The following is a 14,163-nucleotide window of genomic DNA, read 5'->3' on the forward strand; positions in this document are numbered from 1 at the left end:
GAGTCCTTCATTTCGTGGTAGAAGTCGTTACCCTCACGAGTACGCTCACCTACACCAGCGAATACGGACAGACCGGAGTGGGCCTTCGCGATGTTGTTGATCAGTTCCATCATGTTCACGGTCTTGCCTACACCGGCGCCGCCGAACAGACCCACTTTACCGCCCTTGGCGAACGGACACAGCAGGTCAATCACCTTGATGCCGGTTTCCAGCAGGTCGGTAGCAGAGGACAGCTCGTCAAACTTCGGAGCAGCCTGGTGAATGGCGCGACGCGCCTCGGTAGCCACCGGACCAGCTTCGTCCACCGGGTTACCCAGTACGTCCATGATGCGGCCGAGGGTGGCAGCGCCAACCGGCACCGAAATCGGTGCGCCGGTGTTGGCTACAGCCATGCCACGCTTCAGGCCGTCAGAGCTACCCATGGCGATGGTACGCACAACGCCGTCGCCCAGCAGCTGCTGGACTTCAAGCGTCAGATCTGCGTCAACCAGCTTCAGGGCATCATAAACCTTCGGCATGGCGTCGCGCGGGAATTCCACGTCGATCACCGCACCAATGATTTGTACGATTTTGCCTTGGCTCATTATCGGTTCCTAAACAATAAACTTTTACAGTCTGTGACGGCTTACACCGCTGCGGCGCCGGCCACAATTTCAGACAGCTCGGTCGTGATCGCCGCCTGGCGTGCCTTGTTGTATACAAGGCGCAGCTGCTTGATCGTGTTGCCGGCATTATCGGTGGCGGCCTTCATGGCCACCATGCGCGCAGCCTGCTCGGAAGCCATGTTCTCGGCCAGAGCCTGATACACCACCGATTCCAGATAACGTTTGACCAGGAACTCCATCAGGCTCGGGGCATCCGGCTCGTAGAGGTAATCCCACGAGTGCGAGTGCTCCACCACCATGTGATGCGGAGTCAAGGGCAGCAGTTGCTCCAGGGTCGGCTCCTGCTTCATCGTATTGATGAAACCGGAGTACACGATGTAAACCGCGTCCAGTTCGCCGTCAGCATATTGCTTGAACAGCACTGTAAGCGGGCCAATCAGTTTTTCCATCTTGGGCACATCGCCCAGATGTACCGCGCTTGCCACGACATTCAGTCGGGCGCGCTGGCAGGCGGCCAGGGCTTTTTGACCCAGGCAGCAAACATCGACTTCGATGTTTTGTTCCTGCAGTTCCTTGACCTTGGCGTAGAAGCGCTTGAACGAATTCACGTTCAAGCCGCCGCACAGACCCTTGTCGGAGGAAACCAGGATGATGCCAGCGCGTTTGACAACGTCACGGCGTGCAAGCAGGGGGTGACCCAAGTCCGCATTAGCCTGAGCCAGGTGCGCCATGACTGTGCGCACCTTCTCGGCGTAAGGACGGGCAGCGCGCATACGCTCTTGCGTTTTGCGCATCTTGGAGGTCGACACCATTTGCATAGCGCGAGTGATCTTCTGCGTGTTTTGCACGCTTCGGATCTTGGTGAGAATGTCTTTTCCGACTGCCATATCCCGAACCTTTCTTTAATTACGACGTGAGTCGAAAGGCTCAGTTGAAGCTGTAGCCAGCCTTGAACGATTCCATCGCCTTGGCCAGTACCTTCTCGTTATCGGCAGACAGGTCGCCGGAGGCGTTCACAGCAGACAGTACTTCGCTGTGGTTCGCACGCACGTAGGCGAGGAACTCGGCTTCGAAAGCCAGGGCTTTCTTCACCGGAACGTCTTCGTAAGCGCCCTTGTTCACGGCCCACAGGGTCAGCGCCATGTCAGCGGTGGACAGCGGCAGGAACTGCTTTTGCTTCATCAGTTCGGTAACCACTTCACCGTGCTGCAGCTGCTTGCGGGTAGCTTCGTCCAGATCGGAAGCGAACTGCGAGAACGCAGCCAGTTCACGGTACTGGGCGAGCGCCAGACGGATACCGCCGCCGAGCTTCTTGATCACCTTGGTCTGAGCCGCGCCACCTACGCGGGATACCGAGATACCGGCGTTGATGGCCGGACGGATACCTGCGTTGAAGAGGTCGGATTCCAGGAAGATCTGGCCGTCGGTAATGGAAATCACGTTGGTCGGCACGAAGGCGGACACGTCGCCAGCTTGGGTTTCAATGATAGGCAGGGCGGTCAGGGAACCGGTCTTGCCTTTCACTTCGCCAGCGGTCAGTTTTTCCACTTCGTCCGGATTGATGCGCGCAGCGCGTTCCAGCAGACGGGAGTGCAAATAGAATACGTCGCCCGGGTAGGCTTCGCGGCCCGGCGGACGGCGCAGCAGCAACGAGATCTGACGGTAAGCAACGGCTTGTTTGGACAAGTCGTCGTATACGATCAGCGCGTCTTCGCCGCGGTCGCGGAAGTATTCGCCCATGGCGCAACCGGAGTACGGTGCGATGAACTGCAGCGCAGCGGCTTCGGAAGCGGAGGCGGCAACGATGATGGTGTGACCCAGAGCGCCGTGCTCTTCCAGCTTGCGAACCACGTTGGCGATGGAGGAAGCCTTCTGACCGATGGCGACGTAGATACACACTACGCCGGTGCCCTTCTGGTTGATGATGGCGTCCAGCGCAACAGCGGTCTTGCCGGTCTGGCGGTCGCCAATGATCAGCTCACGCTGACCACGGCCGATCGGCACCATGGAGTCCACGGACTTCAGACCGGTTTGCATCGGCTGGGATACGGACTGACGGGCAATCACGCCGGGAGCGATCTTTTCGATCGGGCTGGAAGCCTTGGCGTTGATCGGACCCTTGCCGTCGATAGGCTGACCCAGGGCGTTGACCACGCGGCCAACCAGTTCCGGACCTACCGGCACTTCCAAAATGCGACCGGTACACTTGACTTCGTCGCCTTCGGAGATGTGCTCGTACTCACCCAGAACCACGGCGCCGACGAAGTCGCGCTCCAGGTTCATGGCGAGGCCAAAGGTATTGCCCGGGAATTCGAGCATTTCGCCCTGCATCACGTCTGCCAGACCGTGGACACGAACGATACCGTCGGTCACGGAAATGACCGTACCCTTGGTACGGACTTCAGCGCCTTCAGCCAGGTTCTGAATCTTGGCCTTGATCAGATCGCTGATTTCAGAGGGGTTCAACTGCATGATCTCTCCTAATTCTTGAGGCTTGCCGCCATCGCTTGCAGCTTGCCGCGCACGGAACTGTCGATGACGTCGTCACCCACCAGTACCCGCACCCCGCCGATCAGATCAGCGTTGTCACGCACATCAAGACGCACGGTTTTGCCGTACTTCTTGGAAAGCGTGGCGGTGAGCTCGGCTTTCTGCTCTTCGGTCAGCGGGAACGCCGTTTCCACTTGCGCGTCAACGATGTTTTCCGCTTCGGCCTTGAACAGCTCGAACTGATTCGCGATTTCCGGCAGCAGCATCAGACGGTGGTTCTCGATCAGGGCGGACACGAAACGTTTTACGCTTTCGTCGCCGCGCTCGCCGAGAACATCCAGCATCAGCGCCTCAACCTCTTTTGCGGTATGTTTCGGACTGGTAACAACTGCCACCACGTCCGGGTTGTTCACCATGGCAGCCAGCCACGCGAGCGCATCGGACCACTTGTCCAGCGTGCGCTGCTCGGTGGCGAGGCTGTATACCGCTTCGGCGTAGGGCCTTGCGACGGTAATGAGTTCTGCCATGAGTTAATTAAAACTCCGCTTTGATGGAGGAAAGCAGATCGGCGTGCTTGGTCTGATCGATTTCCTTGCGCAGGATTTTCTCCGCGCCGGTCACGGCCAGAGAGGCCACGTGCTCACGCAGGGTCTCCTTGGCGCGCAGCACTTCTTGATCGATCTGACCCTTGGCTTCGGCCACGATACGGGCACCTTCGGTGCTAGCCGCGTCTTTGGCTTCTTCCACGATCTGGCTGGCGCGCTTCTCGGCAGCGGTCACGATTTCCATCGCTTGCTGCTTGGCCTTGCGGATTTCGTCCGCAACGCGCTTTTCAGCGGCTTCCAGATCTTGCTTGCCACGTTCTGCAGCGGCCAGGCCGTCTGCAATACGCTTGGCACGCTCTTCCATCATATTGGTAAGCGGAGGCCAAACAAACTTCATGGTGAACCATACCAGGATGGCGAAAGTGATCGCCTGGCCCAGTAGTGTTACGTTGAATTCCACGCTTGTTTTCCTCCAGATTTAAGACTTGCTACACCAACCGTTCAATGGCTGCTAATTAGCCGCCCAGAGCTGCTTTGGCAGCGGACAGGAACGGGTTGCTGAAGGTGAACAGCATGGCAACACCAACACCGATCATGGAGATCGCGTCCAACAGACCGGCGATAATGAACAGCTTGGTTTGCAGAACCGGGATCATTTCCGGTTGACGGGCGGAGGCCTCGAGGAACTTGCCACCCAGAATGGCGAAGCCGATAGCAGTACCCAGAGCGCCCAGGCCAATGATCAGAGCGGCTGCAATAGCGGTCATCGACTGAATCTGAGAAACGAGTGCTTCCATTTATGTATCTCCTAAGACTTAATGCAAGGATGGTTGGTAAAAAAGTTAAAACACGAACTAACAGAAAATCAGTGCGCTTCCACGGCAAGGCTGAGGTACACGATGGTCAGCATCATGAACACGAAAGCCTGCAAGGTAATGATCAGGATGTGGAAGATGGCCCACGGCGCGCCCAACACCCATTGAGCACCCCACGGCAGGAGCGCGATCAGGATGAAGATCAGCTCGCCGGCGTACAGGTTGCCGAAAAGACGAAGGGAGAGGGAGATCGGCTTGGCGGCCAGCTCCACCAGCTGGAACACGAAGTTCAGCGGAGCGAGGATGATTGCGCCGATTGGGTTGTGCGTGTGGAACGGAGCCGTCAGCAGTTCTTTGCCCCAGCCGCCCAGGCCCTTGGCCTTGATGGAGAAGCCGATGATGCAGAAGAAAACGGACAAAGACATGGCGAAGGTGGCGTTCACGTCGGCCGAAGGCACGGAACGGAAATAAACGTGGTGCGGTTCCAGACCAAAGAAGGTGTGGCCTACCCATTGAGCGATGTTGGGCAGCAGGTCAACCGGCAGCATGTCCATCGCGTTCATGAGGAAAATCCAGCAGAAGATGGTCAGCGCCAGCGGGGCGACAACCTTGCTCTTGGCATGGAAAATTTCTTTCACCTGTGTGTCCACCAGTTCGATGATGGACTCGACGAACAGTTGGAGTTTCCCCGGATTTTCCAGACTGGCGCGACGTGCCACCATGGCGAAAACACCGGCAAAGATGAAAGCCAGAACCAGGGATACGGAGAAGGTGTCGACGTGCAGGCTCCAGAAGCCGCGGCTAGGTGCCGGGTTGGAGTTCCAGAACGTCAGGTGGTGATTGATGTACTCAATTGCGTTGCTTGCCATCGCTCTTTTCTCAATTTATTTGATCAGAAGCCCTACCCAGTACCCGGCGATGGCGGCAACGAACCCCCCGAAATAGCCGACTACTGATAAATCCTTGAAAAATCCCCAAACCGCACCAAACATTAAGACGGTGAGGCCGAACTTGACCCCTTCCGCCATGAAGTGCGCCTTGATAAGCACCGCAGGCGGGACATGGCGCCGGGCGTAGGCGATCCGTGCATAGACGACGGCGGGTAACAACGCCGTCAGCCCCCCCAGCAGGACCGACATCGGGACGTTCAACGCCCCGCCAGCAAGCAGGGAGCCCAGTAGCGTCGCCGCTACAACCAGTGCGGCTTGCACTTTCAGCACCCGTTTGACTTCCGGATTAACTACCATGTCCGACACTTGAAAAATCGCTCGATTATAGGCTGAGGGCTTGACTTGCGTCAAACTGAAACTCGGCTAACTTATTGCACTGCAATAAAAAATCAGCCAATTGATTTTGCTTGAAGTTTCTTCAGCAGATCGTCCAATTCTTCAAGATTGGCGTAATCGACCTGCAACTTGCCGTGCCCGCTGGGGTTGTGACGAATACTGACCTTTGCGCCAATCTTTTCAGACACTTCCTGTTCCAGACGGTGGATGTCGTTATCCATCCCGCCGTGCCGCGATGACGGTGTGGTTTTTTTGACAGCTTGCTGCTGAACGCGGCGCTCCACTTCACGGACGGACAAGCCCTTTTCCGCCACCTCCTGCGCCAGTGAAAGCTGCTCCACGACGGGTAGACTGAGCAGCGCGCGAGCGTGCCCCATCTCCATGCCGCCTTCATGAATCTGCTTTTGAACGGGTTCCGGCAGCGCCAGCAACCGCAAAAGGTTGGAAACGGCGCTGCGTGAGCGGCCCACGGCTTCGGCGGCCGATTCATGCGTGAGGCCGAATTCATCGATAAGGCGTTTGAGACCGTGCGCTTCTTCAATCGGGTCCAGTTCTTGGCGCTGGATGTTTTCAATCAGCGCCATGGCCAGCGCGGCTTCGTCGGGCACGGTTTTGATCACCGCCGGCACTTCGGCCAAGCCCGCCTTGCGCGCGGCGCGCCAGCGACGCTCGCCGGCAATCAGTTCGTACTCCCCTAGGCCGATTTCGCGCACCACCACAGGCTGGATGACACCCTGCGCGCGGATGGAGGCGGCAAGCTCTTCCAGAGCGGCTTCGTTCATACGGCTGCGCGGCTGGTATTTGCCGGGGCGAATCAGGTCGATGGACAGCGTGGTGAGTCGGTCGTCCGCCGGTTCGGCAGCGGCGAGGAGCGCGTCGAGTCCGCGCCCGAGTCCTTTGAGTTTGGCCATGATGTCAGACAGAGGGGGTTTCGGTTGCGGGTTCCATGCGCGACACCAGCTCCTGCGCCAGCGCAAGATAAGCCTGCGCACCGCGCGAGGTGCGGTCGTAGATCAGTCCGGGCAGGCCGTGACTGGGCGCTTCGGCCAACCTCACATTGCGCGGCACCACGGTATCCAGCACCTTGTTGCCGAAGTGGCGAGCCAGTTGTTCGGCCACTTGCTGGGACAGGTTGCTGCGCGCATCGAACATGGTGCGCAACAGGCCCATGATTTCGATGCGCGGGTTCACTACGGCACGCACTTTGCGCAAGGTGGTAACCAGATCGGACAAGCCTTCCAGCGCGTAGTATTCGCACACCATGGGAATGAGCACGCTGCTGGCGGCCACCAGACCATTGAGGGTCAGCAGATTGAGCGAGGGCGGGCAGTCGATGAGAACGTAGTCGTAGTCGTTTTCCACCGCCACCAGCGCGTTTTTCAGACGGGCTTCGCGGGCCAGTTCGTTGACCAGCTCCAGTTCGGCGCCGCCCAGGTCGCGGTTGGCCGGCAGCACGTCGTAGCCGCCTTCTTTGGCCGGTTGCCGCGCTTCTTCCACTGTGGCGTCGCCCAGCAACACCTGATAGACGGAGCGCTCGAGCGACTGTTTGCCGATGCCGCTGCCCATGGTGGCGTTGCCTTGCGGGTCCAGATCGACGATCAGCACGCGACGGCCCAGCTCAGCGAGGCCGGCAGCCAGATTGACGACGGTCGTGGTTTTGCCCACGCCGCCTTTCTGGTTCGCGATCGCGATCACCCGGGCAGTCATCGGCGCACCATTCTCACCAGATGGCGCTCGGCTTCAAGGCCGGGCACCTGCACCGGGATGACCTCGCTGACGGCGATATCCGCCGGCAGCAGGGAGATTTCCTCATAGGGATACACACCCTTCATGGCCAGATACTGGCCGCCTTCGGCCAACAGGTGGCCGGTGAGCTTGACGAATTCGGTCAGCTCGGAGAAGGCGCGGCTGGTGATGCGGTCGAACTTTTCCGCCGGCTGATAGGCTTCCACGCGATCGGTGATCACTTCCACATTGCTCAGGCCCAGTTCGATGACCGCCTGGCGCAGGAAGGTGGTTTTCTTGTGGTTGGCATCCAGCACCACCACTTGTAGGTCCGGACGGGCGATGGCCGCGGGGATGCCGGGCATGCCGCCGCCGGAGCCCACGTCCAGCAGACGGTTGCCTCCGGCCAGATGCGGCACCAGCGTCAGGCTGTCCAGCAGGTGGTAGCTCACCATGCGCTGTTCTTCGCGCACGGCGGTCAGGTTATAGGTGTGATTCCATTTGGCGAGCAGGGTCAGGTAGCCGTCGAGCAAGGACAGTTGCGCGTCGGAGAGTTCCAGCTGCAGCGCCGGCAGGCCGGCTTTCAGTTCTGCGATATGTGTCATGCGTTCTGCTTAACAGGGTTTATTCGGTGCGGGCGTCGGCAAAGCCGCGTTTCAGATGCACCATCAGCAGCGCCACCGCCGCCGGGGTGACGCCCTGGATGCGCGAGGCCTGTCCCAGGGTTTCCGGTCGCTGCTGGTTGAGTTTTTGCTGCACTTCGCGCGACAGGCCTTTTACCAGCGCGTAATCGATGTCGTCCGGCAGCCGGATGTCTTCCAGATTGTCGCGGCGTGCCAGTTCTTCATTCTGACGATTGATGTAGCCCTGGTATTTGACCTGAATTTCCACCTGCTCGGCAACCGTGCCTTCATCCACGCCGCCGCCGGCTTCGGGCAGGGTCATGAGTTCCTGATAGGCGACATGCGGCCGCTTGAGCAGATCGTAGAGATTGTATTCGCGATCGATGCCCTTGCCGAGGATACGCGCCAGCAAGGCCGGATCTTGCACGCGGGCCGGGTGCAGCCAGGTGGTTTTCAGGCGGGCGGTTTCCGCTTCGATGGCGTCGCGCTTGCGGCAGAAGGCATCCCACTGGGCATCGCCCACCACGCCCAGCTTGCGACCCATTTCGGTCAAGCGCAGGTCGGCGTTGTCCTCGCGCAGCTGCAGGCGGAATTCCGCGCGGCTGGTAAACATGCGATAGGGCTCGGACACGCCCTTGGTGATGAGGTCGTCCACCAGCACGCCCAGGTAGCCCTCGTCGCGGCGCGGACACCAACCCTCTTCGTCGCGCACGAAACGGGCGGCGTTGAGGCCGGCCAGCAAGCCTTGCGCGGCGGCTTCTTCATAGCCGGTGGTGCCGTTGATCTGGCCGGCAAAGAACAGGCCGCTGATGTGTTTGCTCTCCAGCGTGGACTTGAGCCCGCGCGGATCGAAGTAATCGTATTCGATGGCGTAGCCGGGGCGCAGGATGTGGGCGTTCTCCAGCCCGCGTATGGAGCGCACGGCCGCCAGCTGGATGTCGAACGGCAGACTGGTGGAGATGCCGTTGGGGTAGTACTCGTGGGTGGTCAGGCCTTCGGGCTCGAGGAAAACCTGATGACTGTCCTTGTCCGCAAAGCGGTTGATCTTGTCTTCGATGGACGGGCAGTAACGTGGCCCCACCCCTTCGATGACGCCGGTGAACATCGGGCTGCGATCAAAGCCGGAGCGGATGATGTCGTGCGTCTGCAGATTGGTGTGGGTGATCCAGCACGGCAGCTGGCGCGGATGCATGGCTTGTGTGCCGCGATAGGAAAACACCGGCTCGGGCGTATCGCCCGGCTGCTCTTCCATCACCGAGAAATCGATGCTGCGGCCATCGATGCGCGGCGGTGTGCCGGTTTTCAGGCGACCCACCGGCAGCGCCAGCTCGCGCAGACGCGCGCCCAGCGTGGAGGCGGCCTGATCGCCGGCGCGGCCGCCAGTGTAGTTTTCCAGACCCACATGAATCTTGCCGGACAGGAAGGTGCCGGCGGTCAACACTACCGCGCGCGCGCGGAACACGATGCCGATGGCGGTAACAGCGCCGGCCACGCGATCGCCCTCTACCAGCAAGTCATCCACCGGCTGCTGGAACAGCGTCAGATTAGGCTGGTTTTCCAGCATCTCGCGGATGGCGGCTTTATAAAGGATGCGATCGGCCTGGGCGCGGGTGGCGCGCACTGCCGGGCCTTTGGAGGCGTTGAGCGTGCGGAACTGAATGCCGCCGATATCTGTGGCCAATGCCATTGCGCCGCCCAGCGCATCCACCTCTTTCACCAGATGGCCCTTGCCGATACCGCCAATGGACGGGTTGCAGGACATCTGACCCAGCGTCTCGATATTGTGGGTGAGAAGAAGCGTGTTGCGGCCCATGCGGGCGGCCGCCAGCGCGGCCTCAGTGCCGGCGTGACCGCCGCCGACCACGATGACGTCGAATTCTGTGGGATAAATCATGACTTGCTTCACTCTGCCAGGCGGAAGGCGCGCGCTCCGGCGGACTCCCCGATTCGCGCAGCAAAAACGCGCTATTTTACGGCAAAACAATTTGCTTGATAAGTCATTGATTTTCAAACCCGCACCGGTAACGTGAGCTTAAAACGATCGTCACTCACCAGTCATGCTATCGACATGGCTTCGTCAAACTGGCTGTTTAGCATGGCTCTCATGTTCCGAGGGGAGTGAAACATGCAGCTAAATGAACAAGTTGCCGAACGCCGCAAACTGAAACTGGCTGTCCGCGTGGCCGAGTCGGCCGAAGACATCCGCCGCGCGCAGAAGCTGCGCTTTGATGTGTTCGCCGGAGAAATGGGCGCTGAATTGTCCTCGCGGGCCCAGGGCATAGACTGCGACGAATACGATGCGCTGTGCGACCACCTGATCGTGGAGGACCCCGCCAGCGGCCTGGTGGTGGGCACCTACCGCATGCTGCCCCCGGACGCCGCCCGCCGCGCGCCCAGCCTGTATTCCGAACATGAATTCGACCTCACCCGCCTGCGCCACATCCGCGACAACCTCATCGAAGTGGGTCGCTCCTGCGTGCACAAGGATTTCCGCAGCGGCGCGGTCATAGCCCTGCTGTGGTCCGGACTGGCCGACTACGTGCAGAAAAAAGGCGGCGAATATCTGGCCGGCTGCGCCAGCGTCAGTCTGGTGGACGGCGGCCATCAAGCGGTCAGCCTGTATCGCCAGCTGGAAAGCAGCCATCTCTCTCCGACCGACTGGCGGGTATTCCCTCACCTGCCGCTGCCACTCAACCGCGTACACGACGATGCGGCCCCCGCGCCGATGCCGCCGCTGATCAAGGGCTACCTGCGCGCCGGCGCCTATATCTGCGGCGAGCCGGCCTGGGACCCGGATTTCAACTGCGCCGATTTCTTCATGCTGTTGCCGATGAGCCGGCTCACCGGCCGCTATAACCGTCACTTCGTGGGCTGACCGGTCACACCAGCCCGCACCAGCCTGACGGCTGCCATCAGCCCGCCCGGAGCCCCTGTCCGGCCGGGCTGTTCCGCATTGGGCTACAATGCCGCATGGAATTCACCTTTCACGCCGTGGGCGTTGTCCGTTCGCCCTACAAGGAAAAATTCGGCATCCCGCGCCAGCCGGCGCTGGCGCCCGCCGCCCGCCTGTCCATTGAATTAACACCGCCCTACAACCATCCGGACAGCGTGCGCGGACTGGAGGCGTTCTCCCATATCTGGGTCAGCTTCGTGTTTCATGAAACCGCCGATCGCGGCTGGCAGCCGTTGGTGCGCCCGCCGCGGCTGGGGGGCAACGCCAAGGTGGGCGTCTTCGCCAGTCGCGCCACCCACCGGCCCAACCCCATCGGCCTGTCGCTGGTCAGGCTGGACGAGGTGGACACCCGCCACGGCGTGGTGTTGCGCATCTCCGGGGCAGACCTGCTGGACGGCACGCCCGTGCTGGACATCAAACCTTACATCCCGTTTGTGGAATCCCGCCCCGAAGCGGTGGGTGGCTTTGTCGACGGCCCGCCTCCCCTGCTGACGGTAGTCTGGCGCGAAGCGGCCCGGCAACAGTTGGCCGAAGACCCGCGCCTGCCAGCGGATTTCGCCGAACTGGTGGAACAAGTACTGGCGCAGGACCCGCGCCCGGCGTATCAGGATGATCCGGCGCGCATCTACGGTGTGTTGCTGTATCACTGCAATGTCCGCTTCAGCGTTGTGGAAAACACCGCCACCGTGCTTGAAATCCTTTCCGCCGCCCAGAACTAACTTGTCATGCCCCGGTCAGACCGTGGCAACTCACACTGGAGAAAACCATCATGACACCTCGTGCGAAGACGATGATTCTCGCCTTCACCCTGGTTTCCGTTCTGGCGACGCCGTTCGCCGAAGCCGCGCGAATGGGCAAGGGCAAGAGCTCGGGCATGCAACGCGCAGCCCCCACCCGCAGTTATCAGCAGCCGACGCCCTCCCCGGCTCCGGCTCCACAAGCCGCACCGCAACCGGCTCAGCCCAAGAAGGGCCCGGGCGTCGGCACCGCCATCGCCGCTGGCGCGGCTGGCGCGGCCGCCGGCTACATGCTGGGCTCGGCCATGAACAACAATCACGCCTCCGGCAACGCCAGCGAAGCCGCTGGTTCCGGCTTCCCCTGGGGCACCATCGCCCTGCTGGGTCTGCTGGGCATCGGCGGGCTGATGTGGTTCCGCCGCAAGGCCGGCAGTCCGGGCGCGGCCCAGACGCAAGCGCCGCAGCCGGCCGGCATGGCGCCGAGTTTCGACAACAACGCCAACCAGCCGCCGCGCTTTGAACCCATCCCCAAGATTGGTTCCGGTCTGGGTCAGGCACCGTCCTACGGCGGTGCTCCGACCATGGCTGCCAGCACGCTGGCCCGCCTGCCCGACGGCACGGAAACCCCCAACTTTCTGCGCCAGGCCAAGGCTACCTTCCTGCACCTGCAAAGCCTGAACACGCCGGAAAGCCTGGAAGAAGTGCGCAAGTACATGACGACCGACCTGTTCAACGCCCTGCGCGACGACATCGCCGGCAACGGCGACGTGGCGGACTTCCCGCAACTGGACTGCCAGTTGGCCGAAGCCGTGGAAGAAGCCGGGCGTTTCATCGCCACGGTGCACTTCTCCGGCACGGTGAGCGAATCGGTGAACGCGCCGGCAGTGCCGTTCAGCGAATACTGGCACTACATCAAGGATGGCGGCGCCAGCGGCAAATGGCTGGTGGCAGGCATTCAGCAAGACTGAGCCGGCTGACTTCGGTCAACTTCTGCAAACGGGCCCCCAGCGGGCCCGTTTTTTCTTGCCCCCGCATGCACTACACTGGAATGCCGATTGCTAGATGCTTGAGGTACGGGCCGAAAAGAGCCCCATCCCCAAAGGAAGGAAGTACTGCAATGACACGTTTAGAGCATGGCGGTTTGCTGCTGGGCAGCCATTTTCAGCCCATCTACAGCCTGGCCCATCGCCGCACCGTTGGTGTAGAGGCCCTGCTGCGCGCCGAACAGAACCATGCCCCGCTCAGCCCTGCCGAGGCTTTTTATTCGATGGTGTCGCCGGAGAGACGGCACGAACTCGATCTGGCCGTCAGCAAGGCCCATATCGCGCATTTTGGCGATCTGGGCTTCCAGACGCCGCACTGGCTGTTTCTCAATATCGACGCCTCGTCCTTGTCCCGCCCCGAACGCGCCATGGCGCTGACCAATACCATCCGCGAAGCCGGCCTCAACCCCGGCAATGTGGTGCTGGAGGTGCTGGAACACGTGCTGGAAATGGACGATGTGCTGATAGAAGGCGTCAACCTGCTGAAAAAAGCCGGCTTTCTGATTGCCATCGACGACTTTGGCGTTGGCCATTCCAATCTGGACCGGGTCTGTCTGCTGGAGCCGGACTTGGTGAAGTTCGACAAAGACCTGCTGCGCAGCGCCATCAGCCAGCCCCGGTCGCGCAACCTGCTGTCCCGTTTGGTGCGTTTGATGCACGAAATTGGTGCATTGGTTGTGGAGGAAGGCATCGAAACGGAAACCGATGTGCTGGTGGCGCTGGAGTCCGGCTGCGATCTGGTGCAAGGCTATTATGTAGCGCGCCCGGCAGAACACCCGGACGCCGACGACATCATCTCCAGCCGGCTGGACGCCCGCTGGGACGAACTGATGGTGCGCGACCTGCTCAAGCGCAAGATCACCCGTCGCCAGATAGAACTGGCGCGCCAGGCATTCGTGCAGGCCGCCATTTCGCTGATGCAGGGCACCCCATTCGATCAGGCCGCCACGCCGATGCTGGCCATGCCGGACGTGATTCGCTGTTTTCTGCTGGACAGCGAAGGCCGCCAGATTGGCCGCAACCTCAACAATCGTCACAACGAGGTCAACGCCAACCAGAAATTCGCCCCGCTGGCCGACACCACCGGTGCCGTGTGGTCGCGCCGGGCCTACTTCCAGCACGCCATCGACCAGCCCGGCGTGCTGTACATGAGCGAACCCTATCTCTCCATGACCGACACCCGCTCCTGCGTGACGCTGTCCATGGCCATCGAGATAGACGAAGCCATGCACGTGCTGTGCGCCGACGTGCTGGCGCCGCGCCATCCGCTCAACGGCTGATTGCCGGGCTGAGCAAAGAAAAAAGGACCGCAATGCGGTCCTTTTTCTTGGGGCACCAAGG

15 protein-coding genes and 1 pseudogene are annotated in these 14,163 nt (G+C 60.9%); 4 read left to right on the forward strand and 12 right to left on the reverse strand.

Going from position 1 to position 14,163, the window contains the following annotated elements:
- From Q0P52_RS17635 to mnmG, 12 genes and pseudogenes are all read right to left on the reverse strand, one after another.
- Positions 1-584 (reverse strand): annotated as a pseudogene (locus Q0P52_RS17635) (F0F1 ATP synthase subunit beta); the annotation flags it as partial.
- Between the two features lie 41 nt (positions 585-625).
- Complete coding sequence (gene atpG / locus Q0P52_RS17640; protein WP_293761503.1) at positions 626-1,492, reverse strand: F0F1 ATP synthase subunit gamma; 867 nt, start codon at positions 1,490-1,492, stop codon at positions 626-628.
- Positions 1,493-1,532: 40 nt separating this feature from the next.
- Complete coding sequence (atpA, locus tag Q0P52_RS17645) at positions 1,533-3,077, reverse strand: F0F1 ATP synthase subunit alpha (RefSeq protein WP_293761831.1); 1,545 nt, start codon at positions 3,075-3,077, stop codon at positions 1,533-1,535.
- An 8-nt stretch (positions 3,078-3,085) separates the two neighbouring features.
- The gene (locus Q0P52_RS17650) at positions 3,086-3,622 is read right to left on the reverse strand and encodes a F0F1 ATP synthase subunit delta (protein ID WP_293765938.1); all 537 of its coding nucleotides are present in this window, start codon (positions 3,620-3,622) and stop codon (positions 3,086-3,088) included.
- Positions 3,623-3,629: 7 nt separating this feature from the next.
- Positions 3,630-4,100, reverse strand: a complete 471-nt coding sequence (locus tag Q0P52_RS17655; RefSeq protein ID WP_293765937.1) for a F0F1 ATP synthase subunit B — start codon at positions 4,098-4,100, stop codon at positions 3,630-3,632.
- A gap of 55 nt (positions 4,101-4,155) precedes the next feature.
- Positions 4,156-4,437, reverse strand: a complete 282-nt coding sequence (gene atpE, locus Q0P52_RS17660; RefSeq protein ID WP_293765936.1) for a F0F1 ATP synthase subunit C — start codon at positions 4,435-4,437, stop codon at positions 4,156-4,158.
- Between the two features lie 68 nt (positions 4,438-4,505).
- Positions 4,506-5,324 carry a F0F1 ATP synthase subunit A gene (gene atpB / locus Q0P52_RS17665; protein WP_293765935.1) on the reverse strand — a complete coding sequence of 273 codons (819 nt, stop codon included), beginning with the start codon at positions 5,322-5,324 and terminating at the stop codon, positions 4,506-4,508.
- Positions 5,325-5,339: 15 nt separating this feature from the next.
- Positions 5,340-5,702, reverse strand: a complete 363-nt coding sequence (locus tag Q0P52_RS17670; RefSeq protein ID WP_293765934.1) for an ATP synthase subunit I — start codon at positions 5,700-5,702, stop codon at positions 5,340-5,342.
- A gap of 92 nt (positions 5,703-5,794) precedes the next feature.
- Positions 5,795-6,652, reverse strand: a complete 858-nt coding sequence (locus Q0P52_RS17675; RefSeq protein WP_293765933.1) for a ParB/RepB/Spo0J family partition protein — start codon at positions 6,650-6,652, stop codon at positions 5,795-5,797.
- Between the two features lie 4 nt (positions 6,653-6,656).
- Positions 6,657-7,448 carry an AAA family ATPase gene (locus tag Q0P52_RS17680; protein ID WP_293765932.1) on the reverse strand — a complete coding sequence of 264 codons (792 nt, stop codon included), beginning with the start codon at positions 7,446-7,448 and terminating at the stop codon, positions 6,657-6,659.
- A complete protein-coding gene (gene rsmG, locus Q0P52_RS17685) occupies positions 7,445-8,071 on the reverse strand; it encodes a 16S rRNA (guanine(527)-N(7))-methyltransferase RsmG (RefSeq protein ID WP_293765931.1) in 627 nt (208 codons plus the stop codon). The genes Q0P52_RS17680 and rsmG overlap by 4 nt, the downstream gene beginning before the upstream one ends.
- Positions 8,072-8,090: 19 nt before the next feature.
- Entirely contained in the window at positions 8,091-9,983 is a 1,893-nt protein-coding gene (mnmG, locus tag Q0P52_RS17690; protein WP_293765930.1) for a tRNA uridine-5-carboxymethylaminomethyl(34) synthesis enzyme MnmG, read from the reverse strand.
- Positions 9,984-10,214: 231 nt separating this feature from the next.
- Between mnmG and Q0P52_RS17695 the strand changes: the two genes are divergently transcribed.
- From Q0P52_RS17695 to Q0P52_RS17710, 4 genes are all read left to right on the forward strand, one after another.
- Complete coding sequence (locus Q0P52_RS17695; protein ID WP_293765929.1) at positions 10,215-10,964, forward strand: GNAT family N-acyltransferase; 750 nt, start codon at positions 10,215-10,217, stop codon at positions 10,962-10,964.
- Positions 10,965-11,059: 95 nt separating this feature from the next.
- Positions 11,060-11,761, forward strand: coding sequence for a tRNA (N6-threonylcarbamoyladenosine(37)-N6)-methyltransferase TrmO (gene tsaA, locus Q0P52_RS17700; protein ID WP_293765928.1), 702 nt, complete (start codon positions 11,060-11,062; stop codon positions 11,759-11,761).
- A 50-nt stretch (positions 11,762-11,811) separates the two neighbouring features.
- Positions 11,812-12,747, forward strand: coding sequence for a Tim44-like domain-containing protein (locus Q0P52_RS17705; RefSeq protein ID WP_293765927.1), 936 nt, complete (start codon positions 11,812-11,814; stop codon positions 12,745-12,747).
- A gap of 149 nt (positions 12,748-12,896) precedes the next feature.
- The gene (locus tag Q0P52_RS17710) at positions 12,897-14,102 is read left to right on the forward strand and encodes an EAL domain-containing protein (protein WP_293765926.1); all 1,206 of its coding nucleotides are present in this window, start codon (positions 12,897-12,899) and stop codon (positions 14,100-14,102) included.
- Positions 14,103-14,163: the final 61 nt, after the last annotated feature.

It is taken from the genome of uncultured Aquitalea sp. (genome assembly GCF_945957525.1).
Taxonomy (GTDB): domain Bacteria; phylum Pseudomonadota; class Gammaproteobacteria; order Burkholderiales; family Chromobacteriaceae; genus Aquitalea.

Excerpts from the sequence above, each read along its gene's own strand:
- atpG (WP_293761503.1), bottom strand. The coding sequence starts at position 1,492 with ATGGCAGTCGGAAAAGACATTCTCACCAAGATCCGAAGCGTGCAAAAC.
- atpA (WP_293761831.1), bottom strand. The coding sequence starts at position 3,077 with ATGCAGTTGAACCCCTCTGAAATCAGCGATCTGATCAAGGCCAAGATT.
- Q0P52_RS17650 (WP_293765938.1), bottom strand. The coding sequence starts at position 3,622 with ATGGCAGAACTCATTACCGTCGCAAGGCCCTACGCCGAAGCGGTATAC.
- atpE (WP_293765936.1), bottom strand. The coding sequence starts at position 4,437 with ATGGAAGCACTCGTTTCTCAGATTCAGTCGATGACCGCTATTGCAGCC.
- atpB (WP_293765935.1), bottom strand. The coding sequence starts at position 5,324 with ATGGCAAGCAACGCAATTGAGTACATCAATCACCACCTGACGTTCTGG.
- Q0P52_RS17670 (WP_293765934.1), bottom strand. The coding sequence starts at position 5,702 with ATGGTAGTTAATCCGGAAGTCAAACGGGTGCTGAAAGTGCAAGCCGCA.
- Q0P52_RS17675 (WP_293765933.1), bottom strand. The coding sequence starts at position 6,652 with ATGGCCAAACTCAAAGGACTCGGGCGCGGACTCGACGCGCTCCTCGCC.
- Q0P52_RS17680 (WP_293765932.1), bottom strand. The coding sequence starts at position 7,448 with ATGACTGCCCGGGTGATCGCGATCGCGAACCAGAAAGGCGGCGTGGGC.
- rsmG (WP_293765931.1), bottom strand. The coding sequence starts at position 8,071 with ATGACACATATCGCAGAACTGAAAGCCGGCCTGCCGGCGCTGCAGCTG.
- mnmG (WP_293765930.1), bottom strand. The coding sequence starts at position 9,983 with ATGATTTATCCCACAGAATTCGACGTCATCGTGGTCGGCGGCGGTCAC.
- Q0P52_RS17695 (WP_293765929.1), top strand. The coding sequence starts at position 10,215 with ATGCAGCTAAATGAACAAGTTGCCGAACGCCGCAAACTGAAACTGGCT.
- tsaA (WP_293765928.1), top strand. The coding sequence starts at position 11,060 with ATGGAATTCACCTTTCACGCCGTGGGCGTTGTCCGTTCGCCCTACAAG.
- Q0P52_RS17705 (WP_293765927.1), top strand. The coding sequence starts at position 11,812 with ATGACACCTCGTGCGAAGACGATGATTCTCGCCTTCACCCTGGTTTCC.
- Q0P52_RS17710 (WP_293765926.1), top strand. The coding sequence starts at position 12,897 with ATGACACGTTTAGAGCATGGCGGTTTGCTGCTGGGCAGCCATTTTCAG.